This is a genomic window from Maribacter sp. Hel_I_7 (assembly GCF_000688315.1).
GTDB lineage: Bacteria > Bacteroidota > Bacteroidia > Flavobacteriales > Flavobacteriaceae > Maribacter > Maribacter stanieri.
In genome coordinates this window covers 1,358,342-1,375,225 of record NZ_JHZW01000003.1, presented here as the reverse complement: position 1 = coordinate 1,375,225, position 16,884 = coordinate 1,358,342, and the positions used below count along the sequence as shown (strand labels likewise).

At 34.4% G+C, this 16,884-nt stretch carries 15 protein-coding genes; 7 read left to right on the top strand and 8 right to left on the bottom strand.

What is annotated here, in order from left to right; genetic code table 11:
* Positions 1-38: 38 nt before the first annotated feature.
* Positions 39-1,172, top strand: a complete 1,134-nt coding sequence (locus tag P178_RS0117755) for a formylglycine-generating enzyme family protein (RefSeq protein ID WP_036147103.1) — start codon at positions 39-41, stop codon at positions 1,170-1,172.
* A gap of 10 nt (positions 1,173-1,182) precedes the next feature.
* Here P178_RS0117755 and P178_RS0117750 read toward each other — a convergent pair whose 3' ends face one another.
* Complete coding sequence (locus tag P178_RS0117750) at positions 1,183-1,878, bottom strand: LytR/AlgR family response regulator transcription factor (RefSeq protein ID WP_027067496.1); 696 nt, start codon at positions 1,876-1,878, stop codon at positions 1,183-1,185.
* Between the two features lie 221 nt (positions 1,879-2,099).
* Here P178_RS0117750 and trxB point away from each other — a divergent pair, with 221 nt between their 5' ends.
* Positions 2,100-3,083, top strand: a complete 984-nt coding sequence (gene trxB, locus P178_RS0117745) for a thioredoxin-disulfide reductase (RefSeq protein WP_027067495.1) — start codon at positions 2,100-2,102, stop codon at positions 3,081-3,083.
* 68 nt (positions 3,084-3,151) lie between these two features.
* Here the strand turns inward: trxB and P178_RS0117740 are convergent, their stop codons facing one another.
* The 7 genes from P178_RS0117740 to P178_RS0117710 form a co-directional block, all read right to left on the bottom strand.
* Positions 3,152-3,598, bottom strand: coding sequence for a hypothetical protein (locus P178_RS0117740; protein ID WP_027067494.1), 447 nt, complete (start codon positions 3,596-3,598; stop codon positions 3,152-3,154).
* Positions 3,599-3,730: 132 nt separating this feature from the next.
* Positions 3,731-4,771 carry a pyridoxal phosphate-dependent aminotransferase family protein gene (locus P178_RS0117735; RefSeq protein ID WP_027067493.1) on the bottom strand — a complete coding sequence of 347 codons (1,041 nt, stop codon included), beginning with the start codon at positions 4,769-4,771 and terminating at the stop codon, positions 3,731-3,733.
* On the bottom strand, positions 4,771-5,784 hold the full coding sequence (locus tag P178_RS0117730; protein ID WP_027067492.1) for a dipeptide epimerase: 1,014 nt from the start codon (positions 5,782-5,784) through the stop codon (positions 4,771-4,773). The genes P178_RS0117735 and P178_RS0117730 overlap by 1 nt, the downstream gene beginning before the upstream one ends.
* A gap of 90 nt (positions 5,785-5,874) precedes the next feature.
* Positions 5,875-6,606: a head GIN domain-containing protein gene (locus tag P178_RS0117725; RefSeq protein WP_027067491.1), complete on the bottom strand. Its 732-nt coding sequence runs from the start codon at positions 6,604-6,606 to the stop codon at positions 5,875-5,877.
* Positions 6,607-6,712: 106 nt separating this feature from the next.
* Entirely contained in the window at positions 6,713-8,503 is a 1,791-nt protein-coding gene (locus P178_RS0117720; protein WP_027067490.1) for a PspC domain-containing protein, read from the bottom strand.
* A gap of 2 nt (positions 8,504-8,505) precedes the next feature.
* Positions 8,506-8,841 carry a PadR family transcriptional regulator gene (locus P178_RS0117715; protein ID WP_027067489.1) on the bottom strand — a complete coding sequence of 112 codons (336 nt, stop codon included), beginning with the start codon at positions 8,839-8,841 and terminating at the stop codon, positions 8,506-8,508.
* 182 nt (positions 8,842-9,023) lie between these two features.
* Positions 9,024-9,506, bottom strand: coding sequence for a DUF4870 domain-containing protein (locus tag P178_RS0117710; RefSeq protein WP_027067488.1), 483 nt, complete (start codon positions 9,504-9,506; stop codon positions 9,024-9,026).
* A gap of 191 nt (positions 9,507-9,697) precedes the next feature.
* Between P178_RS0117710 and P178_RS0117705 the strand changes: the two genes are divergently transcribed.
* From P178_RS0117705 to P178_RS23475, 5 genes are all read left to right on the top strand, one after another.
* Positions 9,698-10,159: a DUF4442 domain-containing protein gene (locus tag P178_RS0117705; protein WP_027067487.1), complete on the top strand. Its 462-nt coding sequence runs from the start codon at positions 9,698-9,700 to the stop codon at positions 10,157-10,159.
* Between the two features lie 5 nt (positions 10,160-10,164).
* Positions 10,165-10,680, top strand: coding sequence for a hypothetical protein (locus P178_RS0117700; RefSeq protein ID WP_027067486.1), 516 nt, complete (start codon positions 10,165-10,167; stop codon positions 10,678-10,680).
* A 62-nt stretch (positions 10,681-10,742) separates the two neighbouring features.
* The gene (locus P178_RS0117695) at positions 10,743-11,540 is read left to right on the top strand and encodes a TIGR00266 family protein (RefSeq protein ID WP_027067485.1); all 798 of its coding nucleotides are present in this window, start codon (positions 10,743-10,745) and stop codon (positions 11,538-11,540) included.
* Positions 11,541-11,971: 431 nt separating this feature from the next.
* Positions 11,972-16,003 (top strand): hybrid sensor histidine kinase/response regulator transcription factor, encoded by a 4,032-nt coding sequence (locus P178_RS0117690; protein WP_027067484.1) that lies wholly within the window; start codon positions 11,972-11,974, stop codon positions 16,001-16,003.
* A 161-nt stretch (positions 16,004-16,164) separates the two neighbouring features.
* Complete coding sequence (locus P178_RS23475) at positions 16,165-16,857, top strand: hypothetical protein (protein ID WP_027067483.1); 693 nt, start codon at positions 16,165-16,167, stop codon at positions 16,855-16,857.
* The last annotated feature ends 27 nt before the right edge of the window (positions 16,858-16,884 follow it).

The following is a 16,884-nucleotide window of genomic DNA, read 5'->3' as shown; positions in this document are numbered from 1 at the left end:
TAATGTAGAATTTAAAGAAGAGAAAGTATATTTAGAGGATGAAAAAAAGTGTACAGTTTTTAGGCTTGGGTTTACTCATATTTGGTATGGTAAATTGTAAGTCAGAACCCAAAGAAAACAAAGACCAAGAAAAAGTTGCAACGAAGGTTGAAGAAACCGCACAAGTAGTCAAACATACTTTATTAAGTGAAAAACCAGGAGGAGTATCAGCTCCCGATGGTATGGTTTGGATTTCTGGTGGAACTTTTAAACAAGGAGCCGTAAATTCTGATAAAATGGCAATGGATCATGAAAAACCGACAATCGATGTTACTGTCGATGGTTTTTTTATGGATGCTACAGAAGTTACAAATGCTCAATTTGCAAAATTCGTAAAAGCTACGGGCTATGTAACGGTTGCCGAAAAGGGAATAGATTGGGAAGAACTGAAAAAGCAAGTACCGGCAGGTACCGAAAAGCCACACGATTCTATATTACAACCAGGATCATTGACATTTAAAAAAGCGAAATCTACAGTCCCAAATCTATATGATTTCTCTCAGTGGTGGAACTGGACGATTGGTGCAGATTGGAAACACCCAAACGGACCTAAAAGTAGCATTAAAGGCAAAGATAATTACCCTGTAGTGCAAGTATCTTATGAAGATGCAGTGGCGTATTGCGAATGGGCAAATAGACGTTTACCAACAGAGGCAGAGTGGGAGCTGGCATCTAGAGCAGGTTCTTATGGTACCATATATAATTGGGGTGATGATGAATCTGTATTAAAGGAAAAAGCAAATACTTGGGAGGGCGAGTTTCCGGTAGAAAATACCATTGCGGACGGTTTCGAGTTGCGTGCTCCGGTGAAATCATATCCTCCAAATGCATATGGTCTATATGACATGGCAGGAAATGTTTGGGAATGGACGAGTGATTGGTATAATACCAATTATTATAAAGAAACAAAGGCTAAAAATACCGTATTGGTGAATCCTAAAGGAGCTGAAAACCCTTTTACACCAAATAATCCATTGGCGAAAGAACGCGTAATAAAAGGTGGTTCTTTTTTATGCAGTGCATCGTATTGCGCTAGTTACCGTGTATCGGCAAGAATGGGGTCTAGTATGGATTCTTCGTTAGAGCACACTGGGTTTAGAACCGTTGCTACAGTTGATATGATAACCGAATAATATAGTCTGTTTAATCAAGACAATTTAAAAGTTGATCTAACTCCACTATTTTGGCTCGGCTAATCGGTATTTTTTTGTTCTTGATTTCTATGAACTCGTGGTTGTAGCGTTCCACCATTTTCAAGTTGACAATGTAAGATTTATGAATTCTAATGAATTTATCGGCTTCCAGTCTTTTATTAAAAGCGCTCATGGTAGATAGAATAACGTAGTTACGTTCTTCGGTCACCACTTTTACATAATCGCCCAAAGCTTCAACGTATAAAATACCATGCACATTAAGTTCAACCTGCTTAAGATTGTGTTTTACCACTAATTTACTTTCAGGTTTCTTCTGCTTTGCAGTTTTCACCTTGTCTATTGCTTTTTTTATAGCAGCATCAAACCTTATAGTACTAAAAGGTTTTAAAAGGAAATCTGTTACATTAAAATTAAAAGCTTCAAGAGCATACTTTTGGTTCTGACTAGTTATGATTACTTGTGGATGGATATCTAATCCCTCTAAAAATTCAAACCCGTTCATAACAGGCATCTCAATATCAAGGAATAACAAATCTATATTAGATGCATTTATTTCCTTAAGGCTTTCAATACTAGCACTAGCAGAAAGTACAAGCTTTAAGTTTTTATTTTTTTCAATAATTTGCTCAAGAATTTTCCTCTGAACATTAGAATCTTCTATGATAGCACATTTAAAGGTCTTCATTCAATAATAATATAAGTTCTACTATACATACGTAAAGAATGGGGGAAAGTTCATTTTTCTTAAATTAATTTTAATCTTAAAGATCAAAAAACTGGGGAAAATTAATAAATACTTATCTTCATTACTAATTATCGTATAAAAACTTTTGATAACTATATTGTAAGTTTTTCAATCAAAAACCTACTTTTGTTATAGAGAATTTAATAGAACCACTTGATATTATGTCTGATAAAATAGAACGTGTAAAAACATTAATTATAGGATCTGGCCCTGCAGGGTATACAGCAGCTATTTATGCTGCCCGTGCAGATTTAAAGCCTGTTATGTATACAGGTATGGAGCCAGGAGGTCAATTGACAACCACAACAGAAGTAGATAATTTTCCAGGGTATCCAGAGGGTATCGATGGACCTACAATGATGGTGCAATTACAACAACAAGCAGAACGTTTTGGTACCGAGGTTAGAATTGGTATGATTACTTCAGTTGAATTTTCAAAGGAAAAAGGCGGCATACACAAAGTAACTGCCGATGGTGAGAAGCAAATTGAAGCTGAAACTATAATTATTTCTACAGGTGCATCTGCCAAATATTTAAACATACCTAGTGAACAGCGTTTACGTGGAGGTGGTGTTTCTGCATGTGCAGTGTGTGATGGTTTTTTCTATAAAGGTCAAGATGTAGCCATTGTTGGGGCAGGTGACACTGCTGCTGAAGAAGCATCTTATTTGGCTAACATTTGTAACAAAGTTACTATGTTGGTACGTAGAGATGAAATGAGAGCATCTAAAGCTATGCAACATAGAGTGCATAGTATTAAAAATATAGAAGTACGTTACAACACTGAAGTAGACGAAGTTCTTGGAGAACAAGTTGTTGAGGGTTTACGCATGAAAAACAATAAAACTGGAGAAAAAGAAGAAATTGCAATTACCGGTTTGTTTGTAGCTATTGGGCACAAACCGAATACCGATATATTTAAAGGTCAATTAGATATGGATGAAACGGGTTACCTAATTACAAAAGGTAAGTCTACCAAGACTAATTTGCCAGGCGTATTCGCTAGTGGAGATGCTCAGGATAAGGAGTATAGACAAGCGGTTACAGCTGCAGGATCTGGTTGTATGGCTGCATTAGATGCAGAGCGTTACCTAGCATCTATTGGTTCTGTTGAAGAAGCAGTAGCAGATCAATACAAATTATAATACAATAGTTTATAATTAAAAAGAGCCCATTCATTTGAATGGGCTCTTTTTTTGTTGAATTAATTGAGTTAATCTATTCTAACATAGTTTTCAGAAAATGTTCTATTTCCTTCTTCATCTAAGGTTATTTGACTGAATTTGTCATCATCGAGAAGTAATTCAAAAGTAAATATACGCAGGGTATCCATAGCTTGGATCATCTCATTATCACCATATTCAAGTGTTTCCATAAGCCTGTCATCCGTAATTTTATAGGTGCCATAACCAAATCTTCCAATTTTATCTACAGGCACGTAGCGGCTCCACATAATTTTACCGTTGTAGTACATTTTAACCTGTCTATACCCATCAGTGGTAGGTACAGTGTCAATTACCTGTTGTCCGTCATAATTATAAAAGCTTTCCAGTTCCCATGTACCTTGAATGGTATGCATGTAATTTTCTTTAATGGAATTAGTTGAGGCTGCGGAAACCAATAATAGCATCAACAATACCAATCCTATAATTTTTTTCATAGTGGTAAGGTGTTTAGTTAATAAAGAGTTGAATGTGTACTAAAAAGATACGAATTATAAATTAGAATTTAACAAAAAATTCACTCTATAATTACGAATAACATAATGAAAGTGAACTTATTATACTTTGAATTATTCTTTTTTGAAGTATGAATTTAGAATATTACAAATCGTTAAAATGTCTTTATTTGTATGAGAAGCGCTCAAAACTATACGACTCATTAATGAATCGTTTTTTGTAGGATACCTAAAATTGGTTACTATTATTCTATTTTCTTCAAGATGTGTGGCAAGAGTTTCATTTTGAAAATTAAACGTTGGGTGACCTTCAACATGAACAAAAGATGAGGTGCTTTTTAATTTTGATAAAAATAATGCAGTGTTTTTGTATAACTGGGCTCTTTTAGTTTCAAAAAGTTGATGGGCATCTTTTATTGTAGCTAATGATGCAGGTGTTGCAGGGCTTGCACCACCAAAAAACTGTGTTTCCTTTAAAAGGTCTATAATCCTTTGGGTACTAAATATAGCTCCAGCTTGTACGGCAAAACCTTTGCCAAGTGAGCATGATACTAAAAGTTCTTTTGGTTGTAAAGATTGCAAAAACTTAAAACTACCACCACCATTTTCACCAGTTATACCAATTCCGTGAGAATCATCAACTACCAAAATAATATCTTGTAATGGTAACTTCTTAAGAAAAGAATAGTAAGGATAGTTATCACCATGAAAATCAATACTATCTAAAAAAAGAACAGGCGTTTTCTTAGGACTATTATGTATGGCTTTGGTTAATTCAACCCAATTGGGATATAAGTCTTGTTGACCGCTATATAATGCAGAGTGGGTATTTGGGGCGTAAAATGACTGATATTCATCACTTTTTAAAAAATCACAAACCAATTGACCAGCCAAATAACCTGATGACATGGAAATGCAAGCTTCACTACCAACCACTTTTGATAAATAGGCATCTACTTCATCAAATACAGCAATTTTAATATTTGATTTACGGGATGCGCCATAGGCCGTGCCATATTTTTTAATATTATTGATGAATAGCAATTGAAATTCAGAATCAGTTTGAAGTCCTAAATACGATGTACCACCAAAATACAGATATTCTTCACCTTCTATGTTAATTGACCTATCCGGAAATTCATCAATAGTAAACATTAATCTAACAATTGAACACCGCTACCGGCTAGTTTAGGGAAAATAACCTTCCCATCAGGTTTAATATGAACTCCCGTTGCTATATCACTTTTTAATAACAGAGCGCCATCCATATCGACATAATCTAATTGTGGAATTAATTGAGCAATAGCAGAAATACCTACAGTAGATTCCGTCATACAACCAACCATTACGCTAAGACCTAATTCCTTACCTTTTTTAATCATCCGTAGGGCAGGGGTGAGTCCGCCACATTTGGTCAACTTAATATTGATACCGCTAAAATGTAGTGCACATTTTTCTACATCACTTTCTACAATGCAGCTTTCATCTGCAATAACAGGTAAAATACTATGGTGCATGACTTCTTCCATACCAGACCAATCATCTGCTTTTAGGGGTTGCTCTAAAAATTCAACGCCCAATTCTTTTAAAAGTGGTGCATTATGTATCGTTTCTGTTGCAGTCCAAGCACAATTGGCATCTATTCTAAAAATGGCATCTGTATGCTTTCTTAATTCGCGAACAATAGCAACATCATCACCAGTGCCTAATTTAATTTTATAGATAGGCCACGGCATTTCTTTCATTTTGGCTAACATAACATCTATCGAAGCAATACCTATGGTGTAATTAGTTGTAGGGTAGTTTTCGATACTAGTTCCCCAAATTTCGTATAAAGGTTTGCCTAATAACTTTCCATATAAATCATGTGCTGCCAAATCTAAAGCACAAATAGCAAAATTGGATAAGCCTTTGCTTACTAAAAACGCATGAAAAATTTCAGGCTTGGTAAAATCAAATTGTTCAATCTCAGAAGAAATGGCATTGATTTCATCCATCATGGTCTGGGTAGTGATCTTGTAATACGGATTTGATGTTGCCTCACCATATCCCGTTTCACCGTTTAGGGTTAACGATGCAATCATAGTATCTTGAAAATCATGAGATTCTCTTGAAATACTAAAGGTATGTTTTAATGGTAAAACGTATTTTTTTAAGTGTACTTGCATACCACTAATATACAGATTAGGGCTAGATTACAAAATGAAAACCCACTGATATTTCAGTGGGTTTAAATGTTGAATTGATGATTGAATATTCTAATACTTATGTACGCTACCAGATACCGATTTATTCTTCTGTACAGATGGGTCACCTTTGTAAGATATATTACCACCACTTGAAGCTTCCGCTGTCAAGTTATCGGTAACATCAATGCTAATGTTGGCACCACTACTGGCATCTGCGGTGGCAACTAAAGTTGATAAGTCTTTAGCTTTAATATTTGCACCACTACTGGCATCTACATAAACTTCTTTTGCAGTACCTTCTAAAGAAATGTTTGCACCGCTGCTGGCATCAATGTCCATGTTTGTGGCGTGGACATTGGCATTTATAATAGCGCCACTACTTGCATCTACTTCTAATTTATCTGATTGAATTCTATTTTCAGTAGTTAAATGAGAGCCGCTAGATGCGTAAAGTCCAGAAACGTTTGGCATGGTCACATATACTTTTTTGGTTGCACGACCTATGTTTTCAATACAATGAATTTTTAGCTTTCCGTTTTTAATATCAGTACCAATAAGGTCCATAATATTTTCGTCAGCTTCAACAGAGATATCAAAATCTGATCCTTGTGTTACAAAAACTTCTAAACCTTCAGAAGCAGATACTTCTGTAAACTCTCCAGTTATTTCTCTAGTTTCCTCAACGACTACGCCGTTACCTGATTCACCTGATCCAAAATCTCCGAAGTTAATGTCAAAGCCACAAGATGTAAGTAATAAGGCTAAGACGAGTGCGACTGTAATTCTAACTAGTGTTGTCATGATTGTTTGTTTTATGATTGTTATTTGATGAGGTAAAAATGATTGTTTTATAATTCTTCTGCGATTAATAAATACTGAATTGTTGTTTAAGATGCCTGAACTGTAATTAGTTGATACTATCGTTTGTATCCACTTTTACGCCATTCTGATCTAACTTCATTTTAAACGATTCTCCGTTATCATTAACGTCAATGTCAATTCCATTTTCGTTGATAATAATTTTACCTTTGTCGCCATTATCGTTGATATTGATATCGATTCCATTCTCATTGATATTGATGCGATTAGAGATGTTGTCATCTTCATCGTTCATTTCAATGAACTCAGGACAATCTTGACACTCAAGCTCTCCGCTTTCAGTCATTTTCCATATATATCCTTCTAGACCTTCAACATCTCTATCTGTATTTACGGTAGTAATCCAATCTCTAGAATTTGTCTGGTCATAAGTTAAAATGGTGCCTACAGGCAAGAATATATTAACACGTACCTCTTGATCTTTAAACTTAGGACCTTGTGTCGTTAAGAAATCGTCAAAAGAAATTGTGTTACCGTTTACTTCATACTCATACACAATTTGGTTTGCAATATCTTTTGCCTCTCTGTTAGATGGTCCATCAGCCTCTCTGCGTATTTGAACGCGTACCAAAGTATCTTGAGACTTACGAATACGGAACCTAACATCATCTGAAACTAAAACTTTGTTACCAGCTTCGTCATAAGATATAAAGGTATCTCCCATGTGCATATCCTTTTCATAATCATACTCATCTGTAGATACTAACCTAATATTTAAAGTATCTGTTGGGATAATAGAAGTTATTTCGTTTTCTACAGATGTACTACCTGTATACGCATGTGCTGCAGCTTCTCTAATACCAAAGACTACCAAACATATAATGGAAATCAGCCATAATCCTAATAAAGAGAATTTTGCAACAGTACCAATAGACTTGAGGTTGTTTACCAAAATTTTTAATCCTAAGTACATTAAGAAGAAAAACGGAATACCGATGGCAAAAAATGCTAATAATGATACAACCCAAATTGGTAAGTTGGTAGAGTTAACAACATTATAGAAATCAATACCGGGTACATGAATAATATCTAAAATACCAACGGTAAACATGCCTACAAAAAGTCCTATTAAAGTAGCAGCACCAATGATAACCAATAGTATACCAATGAATTTGCCGAAAATCTTAAAAAGAAACATTACAATGTCACCAAAGGTGTCAAAAATTGTTTTACCTCCTTTTTTGACGGTGTCGCCTACTTTTTCATAGTCCACACTTTTTACACGATCCGCTACGTCATCAAAACCCTCTTTAACTTTACGTTCTATATTGCTGATGTTAACCGTTTCACCGCTCATATCTAATTTTTGAGCAGTAGTTTTCGCTTCAGGGATAAGAATCCAAAGAAGACCGTAGATAAAGATGAATCCGCCCCATGTAAAAATGGTCAAGAAAATCCAAAGTAAACGAATCCATAACGGGTCTATGCCAAAGTAATGAGCTAAACCGGCAGATACACCTGCAACATATTTCTTTTCAGTATCTCTGTATAATTTTTTAACCCTGTTTTGGGCTGTAGACGTTTTAGTTCTAGGTTCATCTTCAAAGATGTCTTCATCTACCATATAATCCTCGGGTTGCCCCATAATGGCAATAACTTCATCTACTTCTTTTTGAGTAATAACCTGTCTTTCGTTTTCTAACTTATCATGAAAAAGTTCGGCTATACGGGCCTCTATATCGGCAATGATTTCATCGCTACCAGGTGTATTGGCAAAAGAACGTTTTACAGATTCTAAATACCTACGCATTATATTGTATGCCTCTTCATCTATATGGAAGAGCATGTTTGCTAAATTTATATTTACTGTCTTGTTCATCGTTAGCTGTTTTTTGAGTTGGTTACCAGATTGGTGGCTTTTCTTAATTCGTCCCAAGTAGTATCTAGTTCCTTAAGAAAAAGTTTACCGGTCTCGGTTAGGGTATAGTATTTACGTGGCGGTCCAGAAGTAGATTCTTCCCAACGGTAGTTTAGAAGTCCTGCGTTTTTTAATCTGGTTAGTAGCGGATAAATAGTTCCTTCCACTACAAGCATTTTAGCATCTTTTAGCGTTCCCAAGATTTCGGAAGCATACTTGTCTTGACCATTTAGAATGGACAGGATGCAATATTCCAAAACCCCTTTACGCATTTGCGCTTTTGTATTTTCTACATTCATAATCTCTTTTTGCTTTTTATGCAGTCCCGCTTTCGGAGGGGATTGCTCCATCGTCTCTGTTGTCTGCATAGATTAACTGTTCGTTTTTTGTTTGATGAATAAACATCTTGATTGATTTTTTTTGATTGATAAATAAACTACTAAGGGTATGATGAATACCCTCTTTACTATAAACTGATACGCTATTTGATAAATTTTATGGTTAATGGATATTCAAAAACTTCACCTTCATTAGTTTTAATAGTGGCTAAAATGGTGTATACAATATTGACGATAAATATGGCTGATTGGGCCAGACCAAGTAATGCTACTGGTATCATCCAAGGACCAAAAAGGTCATCGGTATCAAAATTGAAATTGATATTATTGAAACTGTGCATATTGGATAAAGCAAAATTGTCAAAGTCAAATATGTTTGGTAGAAACCCACCTAAGAAAAAAGGTATGCTTATCATACCTACAAGAATAGAGTAGAGTAGTATGCTAATTTGAAAATTTAGCGCTTGTTTGCCATTGTGGTCTACAAATTCATATTCTTTTTTATTCGCCGTCCATAATACAAGTGGAATTATAAAATTCCCAAACGGAATAAAGAATTTAGAAAACGTACTTGCATGGATGAGTGCAGAGAGGTTTCTTTCGTGTTTTGTTATTGTTTCTGTCATGATTGGTTCGTTGATGATGATTGATTTTAAAACTATGTAAAAGCCAATTACGTTGATAACCTATTAACTTCCTATGCAAATATATGGCTAAAAAAAGGTACTATGTAACGCATAGTACTAATATTTAACAATATATTAACATTTTAGTATGCTGTAAATAATGGCTACTTTTATCAAAATAATTAGATAATATGGCGATTACAGCTAGTAAATTCAACAAGTTCTCATTTTTAAAATTGCCAGCAGCATGGTGGTGCGGGGTACGTTTAAGAGAAATAGATAAAAGCAGGGCAATTGTTACTGTTAAACATAGATGGATTAATCAGAATCCGTTTAATTCTATGTTTTGGGCAGTGCAAGGTATGGCGGCAGAATTGTCTACAGGTGCTATGATGATAGATCAAATTGAAGCTACTGGAAAGAAAATATCTATGTTGGTTGCTAATAACAAAGCTAATTTTTCAAAAAAGGCAACCGGTAAAATTACATTTACCTGTAATGACGGGCATTTAATAAAAGAAGCTCTAGAAAAGACCATTGCGACAGGAGAAGGGCAAACTATTTGGATGAAATCTTTTGGCGTAAATGAAGATGGAGTAGTGGTAAGTACTTTTGATTTTGAGTGGACAGTGAGGTTGAAACAGAAAAAGTAGTTTCAATGAATAGAGAAATAAGATTCAAAGAAACTCAGAAGTTTACCCAATGGTGGTTGTGGTTAATTATACTTGCACCAATAATTATAATCGCTTTAAGATTTATAAGTAGTTATCTATATTTATTTGGTGTTATACCAGCAGCTGAATCAAATAATACTAGTATGACATGGATTGCCCATAAAGGATCTTTAGTTGAATTATTACCTCATTTTTTTTACCTACTCACCGTGTTATTTTTGATTTTACTAAAACTTAAAGTAGTAGTTACTGAAAAGGAAATTAATATTCGTCATCTGCTATTTTATAAAAAAACGATTAAGTTGAGTGATGTAATAGAGCATCGAATAACTAATTATGATTTTGTGGGGTATGGTATCAGAAAAACTCAAAAGTATGGTACGGTCTATAATGTTAAGGGAAAACAAGGCATTTCTTTAACACTTAAAAATGGCGATAAATATCTTATTGGTAGTCAAAGACCTCAAGAATTATTGAAATCCATTTCAAATAATAGTTGATTTGTTGTAACAAAACCACTGCATCCAACAACTAATAAGCATCAATCAATAAAAATTAAGAAATGAACGCACACGAAATAGACTACGAGATTTTTGGAGAAGAAATGCAATATGTTGAAATAGAGCTTGATCCGCAAGAGGCAGTTGTTGCTGAAGCAGGTAGCTTTATGATGATGGATACCGATATTAAAATGAATACTATTTTCGGTGATGGAAGTAATCAAGATAATAGCGTTTTAGGTAAAATATTTTCTGCAGGGAAAAGAATGTTGACAGGCGAGAGTCTCTTCATGACAGCATTTTTAAATATAGGGCAAGGTAAAAAGAAAGTAAGTTTTGCCTCTCCATATCCAGGTAAAATTTTAGCAATTGATCTTTCTGAAATGGGCGGCCGCTTCATTTGCCAGAAAGATGCGTTTTTATGTGCTGCACAAGGGGTTTCCGTAGGTATTGAGTTTTCAAAGAAACTAGGTCGTGGCCTTTTTGGTGGAGAAGGATTCATTATGCAAAAATTAGAAGGTGATGGAATGTCTTTCATTCATGCAGGCGGTACCTTAGCAAAAAAGACCCTCGGACCGGGCGAAGTGCTAAAAGTAGATACGGGTTGTATCGTTGGTTTTACCAAAGGTGTTGATTATGACATAGAGTTTGTTGGCGGAATTAGAAATACTGTTTTTGGCGGAGAAGGATTGTTCTTTGCAACGCTTCGCGGACCAGGTACCGTTTACATTCAGTCATTACCATTCAGTCGTCTTGCAGGTAGAGTGCTAGCTTCAATACCAAGAGGTGGTAAAGATAAAGGAGAGGGAAGTATTTTGGGTACTCTTGGAGATATCGTTGGTGGAGATAATAGGTTTTAATTATTACTATTGTTTGTTCTTATTGATACGTTTGGGAAATGGATAAAAATAATAACAATTCTCGCATATAACGTTTTCAGAAATAGCCTACAACGTTGGTTTTAATAATTTGTATTGGTTTAAAAGGGTCTTTTTATAGGATGTATTATTCGGTTCATTGTAAGGAATAAACAACCAATACAAATTATTAAAACTATTGTTTAAAGAATGCTATAAATTATATTATCATACACTATTGATTTACAGTCTACACATAATAATTAGCTAACAAAACTTGGATTATCACTTATGGTACAGTTACATTAAGTTTTGGGAAGGTACTTTACTAAATTCGTTATGAAAGCGAAAATTCAAATTTAGAACTGTTTTTTGTTAATTCTAATTTCATTTGGAGTACAAATGGACCAATTTTTCTAAAAACCAAGTGAAAAATGGAGGAAACTCAAATCTTATATTCCATTTACTCAAAAAATCGCTTTAAGCTATTATTTCTACTGTCGCTTGTTTTAAACGTTACTTTTCACTGTGTTTATTCCCAACAGGTTTCTGAAATTGGATTGCCATATATTCAAAACTACTCTTCAGATCAATACAAAGGTGCATCGCAGAACTGGGACATTCTTCAAAGTAAAGAGGGAATAATCTATATCGGCAATAACGAAGGTATTCTAGAATATGACGGTACCTCTTGGAGAACTATTCAATTACCCAATTTTGGAGTCGCAAGAGCGATGGCTATAGATGAGAACAATAGAATATATGTGGGAGGGTACAATGAATTAGGGTATTTAGAACCTGACAATTCAGGCTTGTTAAAATTCACTTCTTTAAAGGAAGATTTAGAGGATAAGAATTTTCAGCAAATAGAAGATATTAGCGCGCATAATAACATTGTCTACTTCAGATCTGAACAAAAAATATTTGAATGGAAAAACAATGCTTTTTCAATTCACGACGCTCCTTCAGGTTTTAATCTATGTAAAACAATAGGCGAGAATGTTTTTGTTGTAAAAAACAAAGTAGAGCTTATAAAAATAAGTGCAAATGATTCTCAAGAGATAATAAATGCTTCAACCGCAGGGATTAAGGCAATTACGGATGTTGCCCTGTACAAAAATAATGAGCTGTTGCTCTTAACTTATGGGCAAGGACTTTTTGTGACAAATAAAGGAAAAATAGAACCCTTAAATCTTAATACCTCAATATTTTTAGAAAAATGGTTAGCCCGTAGAATACTTAAACTCAGGAATGGAAATTATGTTATTGGGACTATAAAAAATGGAATCATAACCATTGATCAAGACGGAAATATAATACAGGCGGTGAATAAGGATTTTGGGTTACAAGACAATGCCATTTTTCGTTTATTTGAAGACCAACAAAAAGGTGTTTGGGCTGCGACTAATAACGGTGTTTCCCGTATTGAACTTCAATCTCCGTATTCTATTTTTGATGACAGAAAAGGTATCGAAGGATATGTAAATGACATTATTTTATACAACGGTAAAATATATGCCGCTAACTACAATGGAGTTTTAAGACTAGAGGAGGACAGTATTGAAGGTCATAAATTGTTTAAAAACGTAGGACCATCGGTTTCCTCCACCAAAATTTCCTCAAAGCAGGCTATTGAATTCCTCATATCGAAGGACACCTTGTTCGCTGGTACCAGAGCTGGATTATTCGTTTTTGTAAACCATAAACTTGTTCAACAAATTGATTTACAAAGCGGTGCGCTATTTCGGTCAAAGAAAAATCCAAAACGTATTTATGTAGGCTTAATTGACGGTTTAGCGTCAATTATTTACAAGAATGGGAAATGGCAAAACGATAGAAAAATCAATGGAATTGTAGATGATATAAGAGAAATTGTTGAAGATAGCGATGGAAATCTATGGTTAGAATCTCAAAATGACGGTGTCTGGAAGGTGACTACTAATTTAGGCAAGCAGCAACCTGTTGTAAAACATTTTAAAGCTAACGAGGAACTACCCGAAGGTATCTTGTTTCTTAGATTCATAAAGGATAAGGTACTCTTCAATATAGACCATGATGTGTATAGTTATAATAAACAAAACGATAGCATTATCCGAGATTCCAGTATTAACGAACTTTTAAAACTACCAGGAGAAATCTCGTTAAAAAGAGAAGACAAAAAGGGAAATATATGGATGTTCGCCCAAATAAAGAAAGATGATAAAAGAAGATCAAGAATAAAGGCGATAAAAACAAAGGATGGTAATTATATGATACAAAAAAATTTTGATGAAAGAATTACTCAAGATGTTGGAGTCGCTCATTTTCCCGAAGATAATAATGTCGTCTGGTATGGAGGAAGCGGAGGTATTATCAGACATGATTTAGATGTTGGTACAGAAAGTTCTAAAAACTTCAAAACCCTTATTAGAAAAGTAACATTTTTAAAAGATTCTTTATTATATGGAGGAGCTAGAACAGAAGTAAAACCTCCTTCCCTTAAATTTAAAGAAAACGCACTTAAATTTGAGTATTCCAGTACTAGTTTTGATGACGAGTCTAAAAACCAATTCCAATATATACTAGAAGGTTTTGATGAAGATTGGTCAGAATGGACGTCGGAAACCAAAAAAGATTATACTAATATTTCTGAAGGAGACTATAGCTTTAAGGTTCGTTCGAAGAATGTCTTTAATCATATAAGTACTGAAGATAATTATTCTTTTGCTGTTTTACCCCCCTGGTATAGAACATGGTGGGCTTATGTAGTTTATGTTTTAGGAACAATTGGCATTGTTGGGCTATACTCTAAATGGAGATCTAATGAATTACAGAAAAAAAATATAAGATTAGAAAACATCATTAATAAACGAACTCAAGAAATACGACAAAAAAATGAACTTTTAAGCCATCAAACAGAACAACTCGAATTATTGAACGAGGCAAAAACAAAGCTATATTCAAATATTACCCATGAATTTCGAACACCGCTGACAGTTATTCTCGGTATGGCTGACACTTTAAAATCCAAAGTTAAAGAAGAGAGTTTTGAAGGGGCTGAAAATTCTTTGGAAATGATTCGCAGAAATGGTAAAAACTTGTTACAATTGGTCAATGAAATGCTTGATTTGGCAAAAGTAGAAAGTGGTTCTATGGAGTTGAATCTGGTACAGACCGATGCCATTCCGTTTGTGAAATATTTGAGTGAAAGTTTTCATTCCTTGGCGCAGTCTAAAAATATCAACCTCACCATTTACTCAGAAATTGATTCTTTGGAGATGGATATTGATGTAAACAAAGTAGCCTCCATTATTTCTAATTTACTTTCAAATGCAATAAAATTTACCCCAGCACATGGTAAAATTATTGTTCACCTTAACAAAATCAAAAGTAAAGAGATTGAGTTTTTTCAATTAAAAGTACAGGACAACGGTTTAGGGTTGGCAGAAGATGACATCGCGCATTTATTCGACCGTTTCTATCAGGTTGAAAATGAATCTTCGCACAAGCAACAAGGTACAGGTATAGGTCTTTCTTTAGCTAATGAATTTGTGGAATTAATGAAAGGAACCATAGCGGTAGAGAGCACCTTTGGTAAGGGGAGTACCTTTATCGTACAATTACCTGTAACGAATAAAGCGATTAAAACAGCTGACGCTAAAATAACTGTTGAACCGTCACTTAACAAAACTACTTTAATTGCCAAAACGATTCCGTCTTTTTTAGATGAGACCTCTACATTACCCTTGGCATTAATCATTGAAGATAATGACGATGTGGCCCACTATTTAAAAACATGTTTAAAAGGAAAATACCAAACCTTGCATGCCAATAATGGTAATATTGGTATAGAAATGGCCTACGAAAAAATACCTGATATCATTATAAGTGATGTAATGATGCCTGGCAAGGATGGTTATGAAGTTTGTGCAACCTTAAAGACAGATGAACGTACAGATCATATTCCTATAATACTTTTAACCGCAAAGGTTACTACAGCAGATCGACTTACTGGGCTAACCCATGGTGCCGATGCCTATTTGGGAAAGCCTTTTATAAAAGAGGAACTATTTACACGTTTGGATCAATTAATTCTGGTACGCAAAAAATTGATTGGTAAATTAGAAAAACATGGATTTGCAGCTCTAGTCAAGAATAAAATAGAAAATCCTCAAACCAAATTTTTACAACACGTAATAAAAATCATTCATGATAATTTGGATGATGCTGATTTTGGAACATCTCAATTAGCCAAAGAAATTCATTTAAGTGAGTCTCAAATCTACAGAAAATTAAAAGCAATTACCGATAAATCTACAGCAGTTTTTATTCGATCTATTCGACTACAAAAAGCTAAAGAATTAATTGAAACCACTAATAAAACAATCTCCGAAATTGCCTATGAGGTTGGTTTTAACGACCCTTCTTGGTTCAGTAGAGCTTTTAAAGACGAATTTGGAATTTCTCCAAGTGGTATTCATAAATAATTGATATTCAGTTATTTGATATTTTATTATTGCATAAAATGCAATAATAGTGCTTGCTTTTTTTTGTCAATGAACCAATACTACTACTATTTGAATTAATTGTACAAGTCCTTTTTATTAATGCACAATATCATTGTATCATAATAATTAAAACAAACATTATGAAAACTACAATGAAACTTTTTACCTACGTATTAATCATTTTATCATTAACAATTACCTCTTGTGCTAAAGACGGTGAAGATGGAGCTGTTGGTCCCGCTGGTACTCAAGGTGAAACTGGTTCAGATGGTCTCGACGGAGTTGATGGTGCTGATGGTGCTGATGGAGCTGACGGAGTTGATGGATCAGATGGAGTCGATGGTATAGATGGCGAAGATGGTAATGCAGATGTTCAACTATTAGAATATGGGTCAGAAACCATTACTACGGGTAGTGTTACCTACCCAATGGACGGTGTATCACTAAATGAATTAAACGAGAGTTTAGTTTTAGGGTTTTATGCTGAGATTTTTCAAACACCCAATGCTGGAAATTCTTTTGTAACTAAAAAAAGGTGGGTACCCGTTCCTGGAATAGGTGAACCTACTTTATTTGAAACAAGGGTAATTATAGAGGGAAGCACTGCTGTTCTGTCTGGTGGTCCAAGTTCTGATTATATTGTAAATCTATATGATTTAGGAACTCTAGATCCATATTTGACAGAAGTAACTTTTGAAGAATTCAAAATATTTGTAATTCCGGCTTCCTCTATTTCTTCTCCATCTTCTCCTGTAAATTCTGCTAAAAACAGCAATGACTTTAGTGAAATGTCACATGATGAATTGATTACTCATTTTGATTTAGAAAAATAAAAAAGGAATTGTTAGCTTAAAATACTA